Origin of the sequence: Alloyangia pacifica, assembly GCF_900116195.1 — a bacterium.
GTDB classification, from domain to species: domain Bacteria; phylum Pseudomonadota; class Alphaproteobacteria; order Rhodobacterales; family Rhodobacteraceae; genus Salipiger; species Salipiger pacificus.
Window position 1 is genome coordinate 212,612 of sequence record NZ_FOZW01000009.1, and the last position, 16,929, is coordinate 229,540.

Genomic DNA, 16,929 nt, shown 5'->3' on the forward strand with positions numbered 1-16,929 from the left:
TCCGATCTGCCTGTCCCCGCGGGGACACCCGGCTTCACCTCGGTCCCCACAGCCTCGCAGCCGCCGTGTCCCCGCGGGGACAGCCTGTTGCGGAGGGCCGGGGTGTCGCTGTCCCCGCGGGGACAGATGGTGCGAAACTCCGGGACGCAAATTTTCGATGCTCCGGAATTTACGCCGAATTTGCATTCAAGGCAAAAGCTAATAGTCTCTAAACGCAGGATCCGCCATTTTGCGTGTCTCCAGTGCCCAAAGGCCTCCCACGCTGGCGAAAGCCCGAGTCGCAAGGGTCTGAGTCGATTCGAAGAATCGCGAGTCGTTCCGGGCCGTTGGGGCCGAATAATGGGGGACAGGATCCGGGCCCCCGCTACATATTGGGGGACATTTTTCGCCCAATGGGGGACACCCAGCATGTCCCCCTATACCAGAATACCTATTTTTTCATTCGAAAAAGGGTAAGGGTCCAGGACCCGAACCTGCCACCGCTTGACAGAATCGAGAAACCGGACGCAAATAGTCCAAGGTTGGGAAAGAGCGTTGCGTTTTCGTCGAAAGCACCGCACGCTGTCCCCGGCAAACACGCAACGGGCCGTCAGAGCCTGTAGACTTCGAGGCACCGCAGACAGGCGGGGACAGAGCGAGGGGCAGCATCATGCTTGCCACGAAAGCCGTCGGGCGCAATGCCTCGGCGCTGAAATACGATTTGCTCACGGTGATGGGGGCCTTTGCGCTGGCGCAGGAGAAGGGCCGCCAGGTGCTGGTGCTCCGGCTGATGACGCTGGTCACCGCGCGCTACAACTGGGCGCGGGACGAGCTGGCGGTGGGGCAGCGCGAGATCGCCCGGCTCTGGATGGTCGACGAGCGGACGGTGAAACGCGAGATGGCCAAGCTGCGCGCCATGGGCTGGCTGCGGGTCAAACGCCAGGGCGCGCGGGGCAGGGTGAGCGAGTACTCCCTCGCCATCGACCGCATTCTCGAGGACAGCCGCGGACGCTGGGCCGATGTCGGGCCGGATTTCGAGCTGCGCCTCTCGGGCAGCGAGGCCGAAGCGCCTGACGAGAAGGTCGTGCCGCTGCCGGTCAAGGGAAAGATCCCGGCGCCGGATCTGGCGGACGAGACCGAGTGGGGCATGGCGAAGGCACTGCTGCACGCGGAAGACCCGGCGCTCTACGCCGCCTGGGTCGCGGCGCTGCGGCGGGTCGAGAGGGCAGGGGGGCGGCTGGTGCTCGAGGCGCCGACGCGCTTCCATGCGAGCTATGTCGCCAGCCATCTGACCGGACGGCTGCTGAGCCTCTGCCGCGGCGTGGACGAGGGCATCGACGAGATCAGGGTCATCGCCTGACCGCGCCAGCCCCAACTCCGCGCCGGTCGCTCGGTCCCCGCTCATATCGAAATCGCCGGATGGCCTTGCGGATAGCGACGCAAGAACCTTGGCCGCGCCTTTGGTTTGAGCCAGCGCCTGGCCGATAAGCTGCGGGGTAGGGGCCCCGGCCTTGTTGCGCAAATGCGGCTGGGGATCAATTAAGCGAAGCCAGCATGATAGTTGGCGGACACGCGCAGATCACCAATTGGTGTAGCTACAATCAGGCATGGCGACAGCGCGGATCGCTGAACGTCTGGTTCGATCCCTCGATGCAGGGGGAAGCGACCGCGTCCGGGCAGTGGCTGCCCCGATGCTGCCGGAACTGCTCGCCCAGATCGCGGCGAACGAGGCATCGCCGCCGTCGCGGTTGAGGGTGCCTACGACACACGCGTTTGCCATGATGCCATTGCGGCCCGTGACGCAGCAGCGATCCCTCCGCCCCGCCGGAATGCCCAGCGATGGACGCCGGACGCGGCAGGAGCTCGCGCACGCAACGAGCTCCTGCGAGCATCAAAACAGAGCATCAGAACAGAGCATTAAAACACCGGGGCCGGGCGCTCTGGCGGAACTGGAGCGGCGACCACCGGCGCAGCAGGGTCGAGGCGAAAATGGACTGCGTGAAGCTGCTCGGCCAGCGGCTGATGTCCCTTGATCTCGACCGCCAGGTGGCGGAGGTCCAGACCCGTGTGGTGGTCCTCAACCGCTCTACTGCACTCGGCTTCCCGATGACCGTGGCCGCAGGATGAGCGTGCTCGGGCAAGAGGCATTGCGCTCGCAAGCTGATTTATCCAACAGCGCCGCAGAACGGCTCGCCGGACGATGCAAACGGAGGCCCGGAATGCATAGAGAGCGATCAACTTTCACCGCGGACGGTGCCGTGATCGAAGGATTTCTTGACAGGGTTTCAGATCCAAGTAACTCTATCCGAACACAAGTATTGCAATGCAATACTATGTATGAACTAAAAACCAACAGGGAATACACGATGAAACAGCTCGCTCTTGCCGCGGCAGTCGCCGTAGCTTCCGTCGGCGCGGTACACGCACAGTCGCTGCTCAGCCACGAGGCCGTGGACTTTGCCACCGCCAGCCCCTCGGGCACCTGGTACCCGGTCGCGGCCACGCTGTCGGAAATGACCAACGAGGCCTTCGAAGGTCAGCCGATCTCGGTCGTGCCCGCAGGCGGCGGCGTCAGCAACCCGCTGAGCGTCGGCACCGGCCAGGCCGGTTTCGGCATTTCCTACGCGCCGTTCCTCAAGTTGGCGCAGGAAGGCGGTAATGACATGTACGCCGAAGGCTTCCCCAAGCTGCGTGCGATTGCCGGCATGACCTGGAACGCGCTGCATATCATCACCGCGGATGACATCGACTTCCCCGCGGCGCTGGCCGCAGGTGACCCGCTGGTCATCGGCACCGGCGCGACCGGCTCGACCGAGCAGTTCACCATGGACGAGGTCCTCAAGGCCTACGACACCACGCGCGAAGGCGTCACCGAGGCCGGCGGCCGTGTCGAGCTACTGAACACCAGCGGCCGTTCCGATGGTTGGAGCAACCGCCAGTTCGACGTCGTCAACTTCTTCATCAGCATGCCCGCCTCGGCGGTCACCTCGCTGATGACCACCCGCAGCGATTCCAGGATCCTCGACATCGAGGAAAACGTCGCCCAGCAGATGATCGACGACTGGGGAATGGGCCCGATCACCATCCCCGCGGGCACCTACCCGAACCAGGACGAGGACGCGCTGACCGTCGGCATGCCCTACGTCGCCTTCACCACCGCCGACATGGACGAGGAAATCGTCTACCAGATGGCCAAGGCGGCAGCCGAGGGCCAGGAGCGCCTCGCCAACACGCAATCGACCTTCGCCAGCTGGGACCCCTCCAAGATGATGGACGGCCTCGGCATCGAGCTGCACGAAGGTGCGAAGCGCTACTACCGCGAGCGCGGCTGGATCGAGTGATCGGCGTACACGGTAAACATGTCCTGACGCTCCATGTGAGCGCCAGGACTCTCCATTCAATGAGCGAGTTTTAGATGGACCAGCAGGGCTTTCAAAGCATCCGGAGATGGCTTGGCTTCGATGCCGAGACGATGCAGCAGCTTCGGGCGCACGTGTATCCCGCGGAGCAGGGGCGACCGGAGGGGTTGATCGGCCTGATCGTCGCGGTCGCCTGTGCGGGCCTGGCGATTTTCACGCTGTATGCTGCCTTCGCGATCCCGATGGGCCCGACCCGACTGGCCGCGGCGCACCTCGGCGTTGCCGTTCCGCTCATCATGCTGATCTACCCGCGGTTCGGGCGTGACGGGAACACCCCCGGCGCGATCGACATCGCGCTGGCCGTGGTCACCGGCATCTCGTATTTCTGGGCCTTCTACTCGGCCTACCGTTTCCAGGTGCGGATGGCCTATTACGACCCGGTCGAGACGATCGACCTCGTCATGGGCATCATCGCCATCCTGGGCATCTGCGAGGCGACCCGCCGCACCATCGGCTGGAGCATCGTGGTGCTGGCCGCCTTCTTCGTCATCTACGCGCTGACCGGCCCGTACTGGCCCGGCATCCTCAGCCACCGCGGGACCGAGTTCAATCGCCTGATCGAACACCTCTACATCCTGTCGGACGGGATCTTCAATTTCGTGACGGGGATCACGGCGACCTTCCTGTTCACCTTCATGATGTTCGGCACCTTCCTGCGTGCCAGCAAGGCCGACAACGTTTTTACCGACCTCGCCATGTCCATTGCCGGTGGCAAGCGTGGCGGCCCGGCGAAAGTCGCAGTCATCTCCTCGGCGCTGATGGGCATGTTGTCGGGCAGCACCATCTCGAACGTGGCGACCACCGGCGCGATGACCATTCCGCTGATGAAGCGCGGCGGCTTCTCCCCGAAGGAGGCCGGTGCCATCGAAAGCGTGGCCTCGCTCGGCGGGGCGATCACGCCGCCGCTCATGGGCTCGGGCATCTTCCTGATGGTGGCCTTCTCGGGCGTGCCACTGACGACGCTGCTGGCATATTCCGTTGCGCCGGCCATCCTGTATTACATCGGCCTTTACGTCTACGTCGGGATCAAGGCCCGCAAGCGCGGGCTCGAGGGCCTGCCCGCGGACGAGCTGCCGAACTTCTGGCAGGTGTTGCGGATGGGCGGGCACATCTTCATTCCCGTGGCCATCCTGATCACCCTGCTCTTGATGGGCTATACCGCTTTCTACGCCAGTGCGGCCTGCGTGGTCCTGACCCTGGTCGTCGGGGCGATGCGTGTCGGCACGCGGCTGAAACCGGGCGAGATCTGGGTCGCCCTCGAGGCCTCGACCCGCGTGGTCCTGACCTTGACCGCGCTGTCGGCCAGTGCCGCGCTGGTCTATGGCGTGATGACGAAGACCGGCCTGATCGTGAAGGTCTCGTCGATCATCCTGTCGGTGTCGGGCGGGTCGCTGTTCGTCGCGATCATCCTGGTCGGGCTGATGTCCTACATCCTTGGCATGGGTCTGCCGGTGACGGCGGCCTACGTGCTGATCTCGGCGCTCAGCTCCTCGGCGCTGGTCGACCTGGGCACCAGCATCCTGGTGGCGCACATGATCATCTTCTGGTTCAGTCAGGATTCGACCATCACACCACCCATCGGGATGACAGCCTTCGTTGCGGCAAGGGTCGCCGGGGCCTCGCCGATGGCCACGGGGATGGAGGCCGTGAAACTGGCGAAGGCCCTCTATATCCTGCCGTTCGCCTTTGCCTACTCCGACCTGATGAGCGGCAACCTGTGGCAGGTCTTCGTCGACGCGCTCCCGCTTGCGGTGATGTTCTCGATCCTGCCGACCGTGTTCGAGGGCTACGCGCTGAAACGGCTGGGACTGCTCGAACGGCTTGCCATGCTTGTCGCGACGGTGCTGCTGTTCTTCGGCTCGGTCGCAGATCCGCTGTGGCTCGAGGCGCTGAGCAGCCTGGCCGGCATCGCCGTCGCCGCGCTGGTGCTTTTCAACCAGAAACGACAGCTCGACACGGCGCAGGCACTCCCCGCGCACGCCACCTAGGAAAGCGCCCGCCCCCTGCCGCGCGACAGGGGGCGGGCAGATCGTTCAGGCTGGCTGCGCCAGCAGGCGGTCCCGAAGGCGGCACATCCGGTCGGCCGCAGCGGGGAAGTCGGACAGAGCGAACCCGTCCGCCAGATCCGCATCATATGCCGCCAGCGCCTCGGCCAGCCGCCCGTGGAAACGCAGCGCGCCATCGGCCACGGTCAGCCCGCAACGGAACTCGTAATCCAGCTGCCATGCGATGGCCGTGTCACGGTCCAGACCCTCGGGCAGATCCAGCGCCATCTTGCCGTCGCTGGTTCGCACCGGGTACCCACCGGGGAGCCCGTCGACGCCCGGCGCATGCCCCTGCCAGTCCGTCCCCTCGAGCAGGGCGAGGAAGAGCGGAACGCCAGTGGCCCCCGAAATCGGAATCGCGGGCCCCAGCGTTAGCCGGACCCGCGCGAAGCGGTCGCGGATATCGTCCAACTCGGCACCGTCCAGCCAGACACGCGGCAGCGGGAAGTGCTCCGGCGCCGTCTCGCCCCGCCATGGCCAGAGGTTCTGGTGATGCGCAAGGACCTTGAGGCGCCCCGGCTCGCGGAGGCCCAGTTCTCCGGCGAAGGCCGCGGCGAGAATCGCCACGTTGCCTGCGCCGCACAGGACCGGGTGACCAAGCGCCTTCAGCAGGGCGTTGGTGCCGTCAGGGTAGCAGCAGTTCACCAGCAACGGCGTCTGCTCCGAGCGTCGCACCGCGGCAAAGAGGCGATCCGCCAGCACCGCCTGCATCGGCACGCTCAGGCTCAGCGTGCAGGTTCTGAGCAGGCTTTCCCATGCGCTGTCGCCGCTGAAAAGGGCGGTCGGCGATTGCAGCGAGGCGGCATGTACCACCAGCCGTGGTCGGTGGGTTTCGATCAGCCGGTCCAGCGCGGTATTGCTGTCCCAGTCGATGATCTCGGTCACCACCTCGAGCGGGCGCCCGGCGATTGCGGCGCGGGCGTTCGCCGCCACACGCAGCCAGTTGAGCCGGTTGGCCTCTTCGGCGCGTGCGGCAACCACGACACGCAGCGGCCGAGTGACCAGAAGGGCCAGATCGCCCAGGATCCGTTCGGCGAAGTTGCCGGTTCCGGTGAGCAACAAATCAGCAGTCATATATCGTATCCCAATACACTTCATTACCTAGTAATGTTTTTTATTGAATGATCTGTGTCAATCGGGAATGCTCGATGCAAAGACGCCACCCGGAAGACCCCAATGACCTCAGATTCCCAAGCTGCGCCGGCACGGTTCCACCGCCTGGCCGAGATACGCAATCCGATAGCCTTCACCCTCGACGGTGTTCCGCAGGAAGCCGAGGCGGGTGACACGTTGCTTTGTGCCGTGCTGACCGTGCGCCCCGCGCTGCGTCGCAACCTCGCCGATGGCGAACTGCGCGCCGGGTTCTGCCAGATCGGTGCCTGCCAGGACTGCCTGGTCCGCTGCAACGACGTGCCCGTTCGCGCCTGCCTGACGCCGCTGAACCCGGGCGACCGGATCGAACTGGTCCTGGACGTACCGACCCAGGACGGTGGAGGCGAGACATGAGCCTGCCATTTGTCGTCGTAGGGGCGGGGCCCGCCGGGATTGCCGCCGCCGAGGTCTTCGTGGACGCGGGCTGCGAGGTCGTGCTGCTGGACGAGAACACCGCCCCTGGCGGGCAGGGATACCGCAGGCTGGGCAATGAAAGCGACAAGCGCGCGACCCAGCTGCTGGGAGCCTCCTCGGAAGGGTCGTACCGGGCCTTCCATGCCCGCGCCGATGCTGTGACCGCCAAGGTCGACTACCGTCCCGGCACCACGGTCTGGCATGTGATGGACAACGTGCTTCAACTTTCGCGCGGCACCGTGCTCGACGAGATCGAGGCCCGCGCCATCGTTTTCGCCACCGGCGCGAGCGAACGGATCCTGCCGGTGCCGGGCTGGACAAAGCCCGGCGTCTACGGGCTGGGCGGGGCGCAGACCCTGCTGAAGCGGAGTTTCGCGGCGATCGGCAAGCGGACGGTGTTCTGCGGCAGCTCGCCGCTGCTGTATCTCGTCGCCGCACAGTATCACCGCGCCGGCGCCACAGTCGCCGCGGTGCTGGACACCTCTCCGAAGGCGGGCAAGCTGCAGGCGCTGCCGGGGCTGGCCGCGCGCCCGGGCCTGCTCGCCGAGGGCCTGCGGAGCCGCATCGCGCTGATGCGTGCAGGCATTCCCGTGCACGACGGTGTCAGCCTCGAAGCGATCACCGGGACCGAGGGCGTCGCCGGGCTCTCGTGGCGCGATGCCCGCGGTCGCGCGCAGACCACCGACTGCGATGCGGTCGGGCTGGGTCACGGGCTGCGGCCCGAAAGCCAGCTGGCCGAGATCGCCGGCGCGGAGATGGTCTATGACGATGGCCTGCGGACATGGGTTCCGTCCGGCACCGAGGCCACCGCGGTTGCCCCGGGCATCTACACCGCCGGTGACGCACGGCGCATTCGCGGTGCCGAGGCCGCGCTGATCTCGGGCGCGCGCGCGGCCGCCGCCGCACTGAAGGACGCCGGTGTCGCGCCCGGGCACGGCGCCATTCCGGCCGAAAGCGCGCTGGACGCCCACGACAGGTTCCAGTCCGGTCTGCGCAAGGCCTTCGCGTGGCCGCGCGGTGCCGAGGCCGTGGCGGCATTGCCCGACGATACCGTCATCTGCCGTTGCGAACACGTGACGGCCGGCACCCTGCGGACGCTGCTGCGCGAAGGTCGCGCCGAGGGGGACCCGAACCGCGTGAAGGCGCTGAGCCGCGTCGGCATGGGCCGTTGCCAGGGCCGCTTCTGCGGGGCCGCCGCCATCGAGATCATAGAGGCCGCCGCTGTCCCCACATCCGGCACCACGTCCGAACCGGGTCGCCTGCGCGCGCAGCCGCCGGTTCGCCCCGTGCCGATCTTTTCGAACCCCGAGGAGGACCTGTCATGAGCTTTGACGTGGATACCGACGTCATCGTCCTTGGCGCGGGCAGCGTCGGTTGTTTCACGGCGCTGTGCCTGCGTGAACGCGGCATCGCGGTGACGGTGCTGGACCAGGGTCGGCCCGGTCAGCAATCCAGCGGCGTGAACATGGGCTCGCTCAGGCTGCAGGGCCGCTACCTTGGTCAGCTGCCCCTCGCTCTGCGCTCGCAGGAACTGTGGGAGCAGGCCGAAGAGCGGCTTGGCGCGCGGCTGGACTACCACCGCGGTGGTCTTCTCTACGTCGCGACCAGCGATGACGAGCTGCAGAGGCTCGAGAAGATGGCCCGCACCGAGGCCGAACTTGGCCTGCAAACCGACATCATGGACGGCGCCGCGATGCACGCGCGCTGGCCCTGGATGGCGCATTGGGAACATGGCGGAAGCTGGTCGCCGCAGTCGGCGACGGTGAATTCGCGGCTGGTCACGCCGGCCCTGGCCCGCAAGGCCGAGGCGCTTGGCGCGGAATTCGTGATCGGACCGGAAATCGTGGCGCTGGAGCCGGTGGACGAAGGCGTGATCCTGACGGCCCGTGACGGGCGCCGGTTCCGGTGCCGCCGGCTGGTCAACGCGGCCGGCTTCTGGGCGGGCCGCGTGGCCGAGATGCTGGGCGAGCCGGTGCCGATCTTCGCCGCAGGTCCGGTGCAGGTGGTCAGCGAGCCCGTTCCCCACTTCCTCGACGCGATGATCTACACCAGCGATAGCAAAGTGATCTTCCGCCAGACGCGCCGCGGCAACATGCTGGTGGCCGGGCATCCGCGCATTCCCGTCGACGCGGTCGCGCGCCGCTCACGGGTGCCTGCGGGCAAGACGTTGCGGAACTTCCGCCGCATGTTGCGGCTGGCGCCTCACCTCGAGGGGACGACCATCCTGCGCAGCTGGACCGGGATCGAGGGCTACCTGCCCGACATGCTCCCGGTGCTCGGCGAAAGCCGCCGCCACTCCGGCGTGATCCACGCATTCGGCTTCTCGGGCCACGGCCTGCAGATCGCCACCGGCGTCGGCGAGGTCGTCGCGGACCTGCTGAGCGAGGGAGGTACCCAGATGCCGATCGCGGATTTCGCGGTCGACCGCTTCTCGGGCAAGCTGCGCGACGATGTGGATCTGCGTCACGAGTTCGAGGACGACGTCAAGCACGCCTGAGCGCGGAGACCGGCACATGTCCGGGTGAACGTTTGCATGCAGCCCCGCGCGGGGCTGCATGTTTTTGCCTCAGGCGGCGCTTTGCAGGTTCAGGCGATCGCGCAGCGCGGCCAACACCCCGACCGCCTCGTCAAGATCGGTCAGGGCGAAGCCGCGATGCAGCTCGCATCCCTCGGCCTCAAGCGCGTCATGCAGGCTGCCGGTATAATGTGCGATGCCGTCGGCATCGACGATCATGCCGCTTTCCCTTTCGAAACCAAGGCAGAAATCGACGGCTGCGGCCTGGTCGATGCCTGTGGGCAGGTCCAGCGCCATCGCGCTGCCGTCAAAGTGCACGGGATAGCCGCCGGGCAGACCGTTCGGCCCGGGCACGTGCCCCGTCCATGGACGCCCCGTCGCCACCGCTTCGATCAGCGTGACGCCGCTTGCACCCGAAATGTCGATCACGGGTACCGCCGTCAGCTGTGCCTCGCGGAAGCGGGCGAAGATATCGTCCACCTCGGTTTCGCCGATCCAGATGCGCGCGGCAGGATCGCCCGTGCGTTCCGAGGGCAGCCGGCGCCACGGCCCGACCGCCTGGTAGGGTGCGAGGATCCGCAGCTGCCCGGAATCGCGGCCCAGCATTCCGCCGAACATTTCCGACAGGATCGCGACGTTGCCGAGACCCGACAGCACGTCCAGCCCCATGCCGGCGATCAGCGGGTTCACGACGTCGGGATAGCAGCAGTTGACCAGTTTCGTCTTGCCGCCACGCTCGGCGATGGCGCGGGCGACGTGGCCGGTGATCAGCGCCTGGAACGGCGCGGTCAGCGACAGGCTGGTCCGGCCGACAAGCTCGGACCAGGCGGTGGCATTGGTGCCGATGATGCTGGCGGTCTGGACCGAGGCGGATTGCACAACCACGCTGGGGGTCAGGGTGTCGAGGAGGCGCCCGATCTCCTCAGGCGAGGTGAGGTTCGCCGTCTCGAGCGACACGGTGATATCGCGCCCGAACATCCGCGCCCGGGCCTGTGCCGCGCTGCGCATCCAGCGCATGGCGGTGTCGTTGCGTCCCACAACGGCGATGGAAAGGGGCTCGGCCGCGGTCGCGGCGAGGTCGAACAGGATCCGGCTGGCAAAGGCTCCGGTTCCGAATAGCGCGATATCGGTCAAATTATCCTCGTTTCAGATTTGGTGTTTCAGACATCTTGTGCGCCGCGGCCATGACCAGCGGTGCATACGTGCTGCGTCCATTTTCGGCGGACGTGCGCATAAGCGATGAGCCCACCGAGATCGCGGCGACCGGACGGCCCGACGAATTGCGCACCGCCGCGGCGATCGAAAGGTCACCCGGGTAGATCTGTTCGACGGCAACCGCGTAGCCATCGCGGCGGATGCGCGCCAGTTCGGCCCGGATCTCGTCGGGCTGCCAGATCGTGGATTGGGTGAAAGGGTGAAGGTCCGACGCCTCCAGCAGGGCATCGGCCTCTTCTTCGGGCAGGGACGCCAGCATGGCCAGCCCCGGAGCCGTGCAGAACGCAGGCAGCCGCGAGCCGACGACCACGTCGGTGTTCAGCATGTGCCGGCTGAGATAGCGCGAGACGAATATCACCTCGGGCCCGTCGAGAAGCGTCAGGTTGACCGTCTCCTCGGTGCTTTGGCTGAGGTGCATCATGTAGGGCATTGCCCGCGAAATAAGCGTGTTCGACGAGGCATAGAGGTAGCCAAGCGAAAGGCAGCGGTGCGACAGCGAATAGCGGCGCGTGCTGGGGCTGCGGATCAGGAACCCAAGCTCGCACAGCGAGTGGATGAAGCGCTGTGCCGCGCTTTTGTTCAGCCCTGTCTGTTCGGCGATTTCCGACAGGCTCAGCTCTTCCTGGTCGGGCCGGAAGGCGAAAAGCACACGAAATGCCTTCTCCACCGAGTGCACCATCAGTGGATTGCTCGTCGCTTTGTCCGTTCCGTGCGCAGTCTCGTGCAAATCGGTCATCTATGCCTCTCCCATTTCGTTTCCAATGCTTGACTCACTGCATCAACAATCGCAATATGGTTTTAAGTATTGGAATGCAATACTTAGTAACCAAAAAAAGCCATGCCAACACCGTTATCAACATACCTTCCCCACATTCCGGGCGATATGGCCTTGGCCACCATGTCCGGCCCCGATCCGATGAATGCGCTCCTCGATGCCGTTTCCGGCGCGGAGCCGGGCCGGGACTACCTTCGGCGTGGTGGCAGGACGGTCGCCGTCGCCGAGATCGCCGCGCTGCGTGACGGGCTTTCCGCACGGTTCGCCCCGCTTGGGATCGGCGCCGGCACGCGTGTCGCGACCCTTGTGCCGACGACCGAACATGGGATCGCCCTGATTTTCGCCCTGGCCCGCGCCGGTGCGAACTGGATCGCGCCCAACTCTCGGCTGCCGGCCTCGGCACTGGCGCCGCAGGTCAGCCGCTGTGCTGCGACGCATCTGGTCTGCGACCCCGCGCAGGAGGAGCTGGCCCGCGCCATCGCGGCGCTGACCGGTGTCCGCGTGCTGGTGCTGTCGGACGCCACGCCCGGCGCGGCAAGCCTCGTCGCGCTGGAAACGGACACGAACGATGCCCCGCCCCTCGACATTCCAGAGGAAGCCGACACCGCCGAATTCGCGCTGTTCTTCACCTCGGGCACGACGGGGCGGTCCAAGGCCGTGAAGGTGTCGCAGGCCATGCTGATCTACGCGGCACGCGGCGCACTTGCCGTCAGCGGTGCCCGCGCGGGCGACGTGCTGCATTGCTGGGAGCCGCTGCACCATGTAGGCGGCGCGCAGCTGACGCTGATGCCGCTTCTGGTGCCCATCCGGCTCGAGCTGTTCCCACGTTTCTCGGCCAGCGCCTTCTGGTCCGAGGTGCGGGCCTGCGGCGCGACGCACATGCATTTCCTCGGCGGGATCCTCGACATCCTGCTGAAGGCGCCCGCGGGTCCCGAGGACCGCGATCACGGTCTGCGTGTCGCATGGGGCGGGGGCGCGCGCCCTGAAAGCTGGCCTGCCTTCGCCGAACGTTTCGGCGTCGAGGTCCGCGAATGCTACGGCATGACGGAATGCTCGTCGGTGGCCACGGTCAACCCGCGCGGCGTCGAACACGGGATCGGCTGGCCGCTGCCGTGGTTCGAAATCACCATCCGCGATCCGCAGACCGGCGCCGAGCTTCCCGCCGGCCAGGCCGGCGAGATCGTGATCGCCGAAACCGACCCCGGCGCGCTGAGCGCCGGCTACCTCGGCAATTCCGAAGCCACAGCGCAGACCTTCCGGGACGGCAGGCTGTTCACCTCGGACCTCGGCATGCGCGACGACGACGGCGCCTATCACTTCCTCGGCCGCCTGGGCGACCGGGTGCGCGTGCGCGGCGAGAACGTCTCGGCCTGGGAGGTCGAGCACGTGGTGCGTGCCCATCCCGAGGTATGCGAGGTGGCCGTGATCGGCGTTGATGCCGAGATCGGCGAACAGGAACTGAAGATGTTCGTGCAGCCGTTCCCGGGCCGCGCTGTGGATCCCGTGGCGCTGACGGACTGGCTTCGCGGTCGGCTCGCCTCGTTCCAGGTCCCACGTTACGTCGCCCGGATCGACGGGTTCGAATTCACGCCAAGCCAAAGAATCAAGAAGGGCCTGCTGCCTGCGGGTACCACCGACTGCTGGGATCGTGACGCGGTACGCCGCGCGGGCGATCCGGCTGCGGGATCCAGACACACCGGAGAACCACAAACATGAGCGAACATGTCAAAGTCACCCGTAACGACGGGATCATGGTCATCACGCTGGACAAGCCGGCCAAGCTGAACGCCTGGGATCGCCCCATGCGCGACGTCCTGCTGTCGTGCTTCCGAGAGCTGTCGCAAAGCGAGGACCTGCGGGCCCTCGTGCTGACCGGCACGGGCGAACGGGCCTTCTGCGCTGGCCAGGACCTGTCCGAGACTCGCAGTTTCGACGGCGACAGCTCGGACGCGTGGATCGAGGAATGGCGGAACCTCTACAGCGCGATCCGCGACTGCCCCAAGCCGGTCATCGCCGCGCTGAACGGGCTCGCCGCGGGCTCGGCCTTCCAGGTCGCGCTGCTGTGCGACATCCGGGTCGGGCACGCCGGCTCGAAGATGGGCCAGCCCGAGATCAATTCCGGCATCGTCAGCGTGACCGGCTTCTGGATCATCCGCGAGGCCCTCGGCCTGTCGCGGGCGACCGAGCTGGTGCTGTCCGGCCGTCTGATGGAGGCCGAGGAGGCGCATCGCGTCGGCATCCTGCACCACGTCGTGCCCCGCGACGAGGTGTTGTCGCGCGCCATCGCCATCGCGACCGACCTGGCAAACAAGTCCAGCATGGCCCTGCGCCTGACCAAGCGCCGTATCCGCGACGCCACGCAGGCCGATTTCGAGGACGCCATCCAGGCCGCGCAGGTCCTGCACCACGAAGCCTACAGCTCGGGCGAGCCGCAGAAGGTCATGGACCGTTTTCTCGACCGCTCCGCCAAGAAATGAACGGCGCCTCGCGCGCCTGATAAATGGCCCCAAGGGCCCGTTAAGAGGTATGAAGATGACCACCGAACAATTCAGCAAGAACCTGTCGCCTGCCGCAGAAGACGAGCGCTTCCTTTATGGCGTATCCGAGGGGATCGCGACGATCTCGATCAACCGCGCGAACAAGCTGAACGCTCTGCTGCCCGACATGATCCTTGCCTTCTCCGACATCCTCGAGCGGGCGCGCCGCGACCCCGAGGTTCGGGCGATCGTGCTGCGCGGGGAGGGGCGTGCCTTCTGCGCCGGTGACGATCTCGCCCCCGAGGACCGGTTCAAGTACGGCCCCCCCGACATGCACACCCGGCTCAAGATGGGCTACCCGCGGCTGGTCAACGACATCCTGCAGATGCGCAAGCCGGTGATCGCGATGGTGCAGGGCTATGCCGTTGGCGCTGGCTTCGACCTGGCGCTGGCCTGCGATTTCCGCATCGTCTCGCCCGAGACGAAGATGGCGGCGATCTTCGTCAAGCGCGGTCTGGGTGGGGGCTGTTCGTACCTGCTGCCGCGCTATGTCGGCATGGGCAAGGCGACCGAGATGCTGCTGCTGGGCGACATGGTCGAGATGGAGGAGGCCAAGGCGCTGTCGCTGGTCACCAAGGTGGTCGAGCCGGCTGATCTCGAGGCCGAAACCTACGCCCTGGCCGCGCGCCTGGCCGCAGGTGCAACGCAGGCCATCGGCGCGATCAAGAATGCCCGGAACCAGGGCCTCGGATGCGATCCGGTCAAGGGTCTGGAATGGCTGGTGCAGGCCGAGGCGGAATGCATGTTCCACCTCGACGCCCGTGAGGGCCCGCGCGCCTTCGCGGAGCGCCGTGCGGCCAATTTCACGGGCAATTGGATCGACCTCCAATACGACGATTTCGATCCGAACTATCGCTGACATCTCCCACGTGATTGCTTCGCGATGCGGCGGAGGGCGCGCGATAGATCATCTTGCGAATTGCCGGCGGATGCTCAAGCCAACTCGATGGCGCTTATCCGAAGCCGGGGCAGGGGCGGACCGCCGCCAACCTCCGCCTTTTCCGAGGCTCGGAAAAGGCGGAGCAAGGAGCTGATGGGGAAGCTCTGCGAATAGGACTTCTCGCAAATGCATTCGCGCCTCCTATGAAGACCTGGGTGCCGCATCGTCGAACGCAGCTGCGCATTTTGGGGTGGGCCCTCTAGATGCGTCGGCTCGGCTCAAATCATGGGCCGCATCTGGCTTTCCGAAGTTTCGGTTCGGTCGTGCCCGCCGGAATTCCAGGTGCGAAAGCTCTGCCTCGTTCGAGCTCGTTTGTGTTTCGCTTCGTATCGCGAGATAAGGGCTTCGTCAGGTGCCCTTGGGGATAATCGGGAAGCCGGTGCAAGTCCGGCGCGGGCCCGCCGCTGTATCGGGGATCGTTTGGCAGAGGCCACTGGGCAGGTCCCGGGAAGGCGCCAGGACGAAGTGAACCGGAGCCAGAAGACCGGCCTGTCGACATTGTGTCTCGGGGTGGAGCCCGCGACACTTTGAATTGTGCGAGGCTCGAGATGCCCCCCGATACTTCTGGCAAGGCGCCCGCCCGCCGTTTCGACGATCAGGAACGTCAGGCGCTTTACGACATCATCAACAACCGCCGCGACGTGCGGAACGAGTTCCGGCCCGATCCGGTCGCCCCGGCAACCCTGCGGCGGATCCTCGCGGCCGCGCATGCCGCGCCTTCTGTCGGCCTCACGCAACCATGGGACTTCCTCCTGATCCGAGATCCGCGCCGCCGCGCCGACGTCCATGCAGCCTTCCTCCGCGCCAACGCGGAGGCCGAAGAGATGTTCGAGGGACACCGCAAGGCGCTCTATCGATCGCTGAAGCTCGAAGGTATCCTGACCTCACCGTTGAACATCTGTGTGACGTGCGATCGGAACCGGGGCGGGAAGGTTGTCCTGGGGCGAACCCACGACAAGAACATGGACCTCTATTCGACGGTATGCGCCGTGCAAAACCTCTGGCTCGCCGCCCGGGCTGAAGGTGTCGGTATCGGCTGGGTTTCGATCTTTCGGCCCCAGGACCTTCGCGATCTGCTCGGCATCCCGGATCATGTGGAAATTGTCGCCTATCTCTGTGCGGGGTACATCGACGAACTCTACACAAAGCCGGAACTCGAAGCTCGTGATTGGCGTGCGAGACTGAAGCTTGAGAGCGTGGTCCATGAGGAAGGCTGGCCGACAAGACAGCCGCGAGATGCAGCTGACGCAGCTCGCTGCGAATAGCCGCTTTCGGCCAGCCAATTTGCGCGGGGCTCCGCCGGGATCCATGAGTTTTGCAGTAGGGATGCGGATGTCGTCCCTCGCAAATTCTACATCGTACTCGGCTCGGCCTTACAGGACGGGAAGAAAGAAACCTCTCAGGCGCGATTGAGTCTCCAAAACACCAGCCGGCTCCAGGCCGCTCTCGATTGCAGCGCGCTCTGGACGGGCAGAAGCGGGCGCGAGGCGCCCCTTCATCGTGGCCGAAAGGTCGTCACCTGCAGACGCAGTATTCATGAGACGCTGCCCGCCCCCGAGAGCGACGCGTATCCTGCCTCCACAAATGCTCTCGGGAAGAGACCGGGAGAAGATCGTGACTGGGGTCAGGGCAGCCGCCCGCTGTGGGCTGGACTCGGCGGGCGCGCCCGACCCGGTTGCTGGTTGCCGCTAGACAGCGTGGCCGGCTCCCGCGGCCTCTGATACCGCCATGGTCACCTGCCTGGAAAGAACCCTTCCGGCGCTCGGCCAAACAGAGCATTCCGACAGACCTAAGATTTTTCTTCCTCCAGGTGCATCCAAACCGGCCCGAGCCCGAGTCCTAGGAGTATCGAGCCCGCGGAATGGCCGCGCTCGAGACCTGAGGAGATTGAACGATGCACAAGACCTTTTCCGCCCTGACCCTGCTGCTCACCACCTC

General features: G+C 66.0%; 13 protein-coding genes, 1 pseudogene and 1 riboswitch. Of the genes and pseudogenes, 11 read left to right on the forward strand and 3 right to left on the reverse strand.

Features of this window, described 5'->3' with window-relative positions:
• Positions 1-649: 649 nt before the first annotated feature.
• The 4 genes and pseudogenes from BM397_RS18985 (at position 650) to BM397_RS19000 (ending at position 5,386) form a co-directional block, all read left to right on the forward strand.
• Positions 650-1,339 carry a hypothetical protein gene (locus BM397_RS18985; RefSeq protein WP_092429498.1) on the forward strand — a complete coding sequence of 230 codons (690 nt, stop codon included), beginning with the start codon at positions 650-652 and terminating at the stop codon, positions 1,337-1,339.
• 325 nt (positions 1,340-1,664) lie between these two features.
• Positions 1,665-2,106 (forward strand): annotated as a pseudogene (locus tag BM397_RS18990) (transposase); the annotation flags it as partial.
• 239 nt (positions 2,107-2,345) lie between these two features.
• Entirely contained in the window at positions 2,346-3,320 is a 975-nt protein-coding gene (locus BM397_RS18995) for a TAXI family TRAP transporter solute-binding subunit (protein ID WP_176806842.1), read from the forward strand.
• Between the two features lie 74 nt (positions 3,321-3,394).
• Entirely contained in the window at positions 3,395-5,386 is a 1,992-nt protein-coding gene (locus tag BM397_RS19000) for a TRAP transporter permease (protein WP_092429502.1), read from the forward strand.
• A 45-nt stretch (positions 5,387-5,431) separates the two neighbouring features.
• On the opposite strand, the gene BM397_RS19005 is transcribed toward BM397_RS19000, so the two are convergent.
• Positions 5,432-6,517, reverse strand: a complete 1,086-nt coding sequence (locus BM397_RS19005; protein ID WP_092429504.1) for a hypothetical protein — start codon at positions 6,515-6,517, stop codon at positions 5,432-5,434.
• Positions 6,518-6,619: 102 nt separating this feature from the next.
• Here BM397_RS19005 and BM397_RS19010 point away from each other — a divergent pair, with 102 nt between their 5' ends.
• From BM397_RS19010 to BM397_RS19020, 3 genes are read left to right on the forward strand one after another with little or no spacing between them, the layout of a single operon-like run.
• The gene (locus BM397_RS19010) at positions 6,620-6,949 is read left to right on the forward strand and encodes a (2Fe-2S)-binding protein (RefSeq protein WP_092429506.1); all 330 of its coding nucleotides are present in this window, start codon (positions 6,620-6,622) and stop codon (positions 6,947-6,949) included.
• Positions 6,946-8,334 carry an FAD/NAD(P)-dependent oxidoreductase gene (locus tag BM397_RS19015; RefSeq protein ID WP_092429508.1) on the forward strand — a complete coding sequence of 463 codons (1,389 nt, stop codon included), beginning with the start codon at positions 6,946-6,948 and terminating at the stop codon, positions 8,332-8,334. Before BM397_RS19010 ends, BM397_RS19015 begins: the two co-directional genes overlap by 4 nt.
• Positions 8,331-9,506: an NAD(P)/FAD-dependent oxidoreductase gene (locus BM397_RS19020; protein WP_092429510.1), complete on the forward strand. Its 1,176-nt coding sequence runs from the start codon at positions 8,331-8,333 to the stop codon at positions 9,504-9,506. Before BM397_RS19015 ends, BM397_RS19020 begins: the two co-directional genes overlap by 4 nt.
• Before the next feature lie 69 nt (positions 9,507-9,575).
• Here BM397_RS19020 and BM397_RS19025 read toward each other — a convergent pair whose 3' ends face one another.
• Both BM397_RS19025 and BM397_RS19030 read right to left on the reverse strand, forming a co-directional pair.
• Positions 9,576-10,658, reverse strand: a complete 1,083-nt coding sequence (locus tag BM397_RS19025) for a hypothetical protein (protein ID WP_092429512.1) — start codon at positions 10,656-10,658, stop codon at positions 9,576-9,578.
• A gap of 1 nt (position 10,659) precedes the next feature.
• Positions 10,660-11,475: an IclR family transcriptional regulator gene (locus BM397_RS19030; protein ID WP_218124922.1), complete on the reverse strand. Its 816-nt coding sequence runs from the start codon at positions 11,473-11,475 to the stop codon at positions 10,660-10,662.
• A gap of 162 nt (positions 11,476-11,637) precedes the next feature.
• Here BM397_RS19030 and BM397_RS19035 point away from each other — a divergent pair, with 162 nt between their 5' ends.
• The 4 genes from BM397_RS19035 (at position 11,638) to bluB (ending at position 16,256) form a co-directional block, all read left to right on the forward strand.
• Positions 11,638-13,230 carry an AMP-binding protein gene (locus BM397_RS19035; protein WP_245696203.1) on the forward strand — a complete coding sequence of 531 codons (1,593 nt, stop codon included), beginning with the start codon at positions 11,638-11,640 and terminating at the stop codon, positions 13,228-13,230.
• Complete coding sequence (locus BM397_RS19040) at positions 13,227-13,991, forward strand: enoyl-CoA hydratase/isomerase family protein (RefSeq protein ID WP_092429516.1); 765 nt, start codon at positions 13,227-13,229, stop codon at positions 13,989-13,991. The genes BM397_RS19035 and BM397_RS19040 overlap by 4 nt, the downstream gene beginning before the upstream one ends.
• A gap of 55 nt (positions 13,992-14,046) precedes the next feature.
• The gene (locus tag BM397_RS19045) at positions 14,047-14,910 is read left to right on the forward strand and encodes an enoyl-CoA hydratase/isomerase family protein (protein WP_177239597.1); all 864 of its coding nucleotides are present in this window, start codon (positions 14,047-14,049) and stop codon (positions 14,908-14,910) included.
• A gap of 414 nt (positions 14,911-15,324) precedes the next feature.
• Positions 15,325-15,498, forward strand: a riboswitch (cobalamin riboswitch).
• Positions 15,499-15,539: 41 nt separating this feature from the next.
• Positions 15,540-16,256, forward strand: coding sequence for a 5,6-dimethylbenzimidazole synthase (gene bluB, locus BM397_RS19050; protein ID WP_092430184.1), 717 nt, complete (start codon positions 15,540-15,542; stop codon positions 16,254-16,256).
• Positions 16,257-16,929 lie beyond the last annotated feature (673 nt).

What these genes read in the sequence shown, in the direction of transcription:
- BM397_RS19015 (WP_092429508.1), top strand. Translation starts at nt 6,946, where the DNA reads ATGAGCCTGCCATTTGTCGTCGTAGGGGCGGGGCCCGCCGGGATTGCC.
- BM397_RS18985 (WP_092429498.1), top strand. Translation starts at nt 650, where the DNA reads ATGCTTGCCACGAAAGCCGTCGGGCGCAATGCCTCGGCGCTGAAATAC.
- BM397_RS19040 (WP_092429516.1), top strand. Translation starts at nt 13,227, where the DNA reads ATGAGCGAACATGTCAAAGTCACCCGTAACGACGGGATCATGGTCATC.
- BM397_RS19020 (WP_092429510.1), top strand. Translation starts at nt 8,331, where the DNA reads ATGAGCTTTGACGTGGATACCGACGTCATCGTCCTTGGCGCGGGCAGC.
- BM397_RS18995 (WP_176806842.1), top strand. Translation starts at nt 2,346, where the DNA reads ATGAAACAGCTCGCTCTTGCCGCGGCAGTCGCCGTAGCTTCCGTCGGC.
- BM397_RS19030 (WP_218124922.1), bottom strand. Translation starts at nt 11,475, where the DNA reads ATGACCGATTTGCACGAGACTGCGCACGGAACGGACAAAGCGACGAGC.
- BM397_RS19035 (WP_245696203.1), top strand. Translation starts at nt 11,638, where the DNA reads ATGTCCGGCCCCGATCCGATGAATGCGCTCCTCGATGCCGTTTCCGGC.
- bluB (WP_092430184.1), top strand. Translation starts at nt 15,540, where the DNA reads ATGCCCCCCGATACTTCTGGCAAGGCGCCCGCCCGCCGTTTCGACGAT.
- BM397_RS19010 (WP_092429506.1), top strand. Translation starts at nt 6,620, where the DNA reads ATGACCTCAGATTCCCAAGCTGCGCCGGCACGGTTCCACCGCCTGGCC.
- BM397_RS19045 (WP_177239597.1), top strand. Translation starts at nt 14,047, where the DNA reads ATGACCACCGAACAATTCAGCAAGAACCTGTCGCCTGCCGCAGAAGAC.
- BM397_RS19000 (WP_092429502.1), top strand. Translation starts at nt 3,395, where the DNA reads ATGGACCAGCAGGGCTTTCAAAGCATCCGGAGATGGCTTGGCTTCGAT.
- BM397_RS19005 (WP_092429504.1), bottom strand. Translation starts at nt 6,517, where the DNA reads ATGACTGCTGATTTGTTGCTCACCGGAACCGGCAACTTCGCCGAACGG.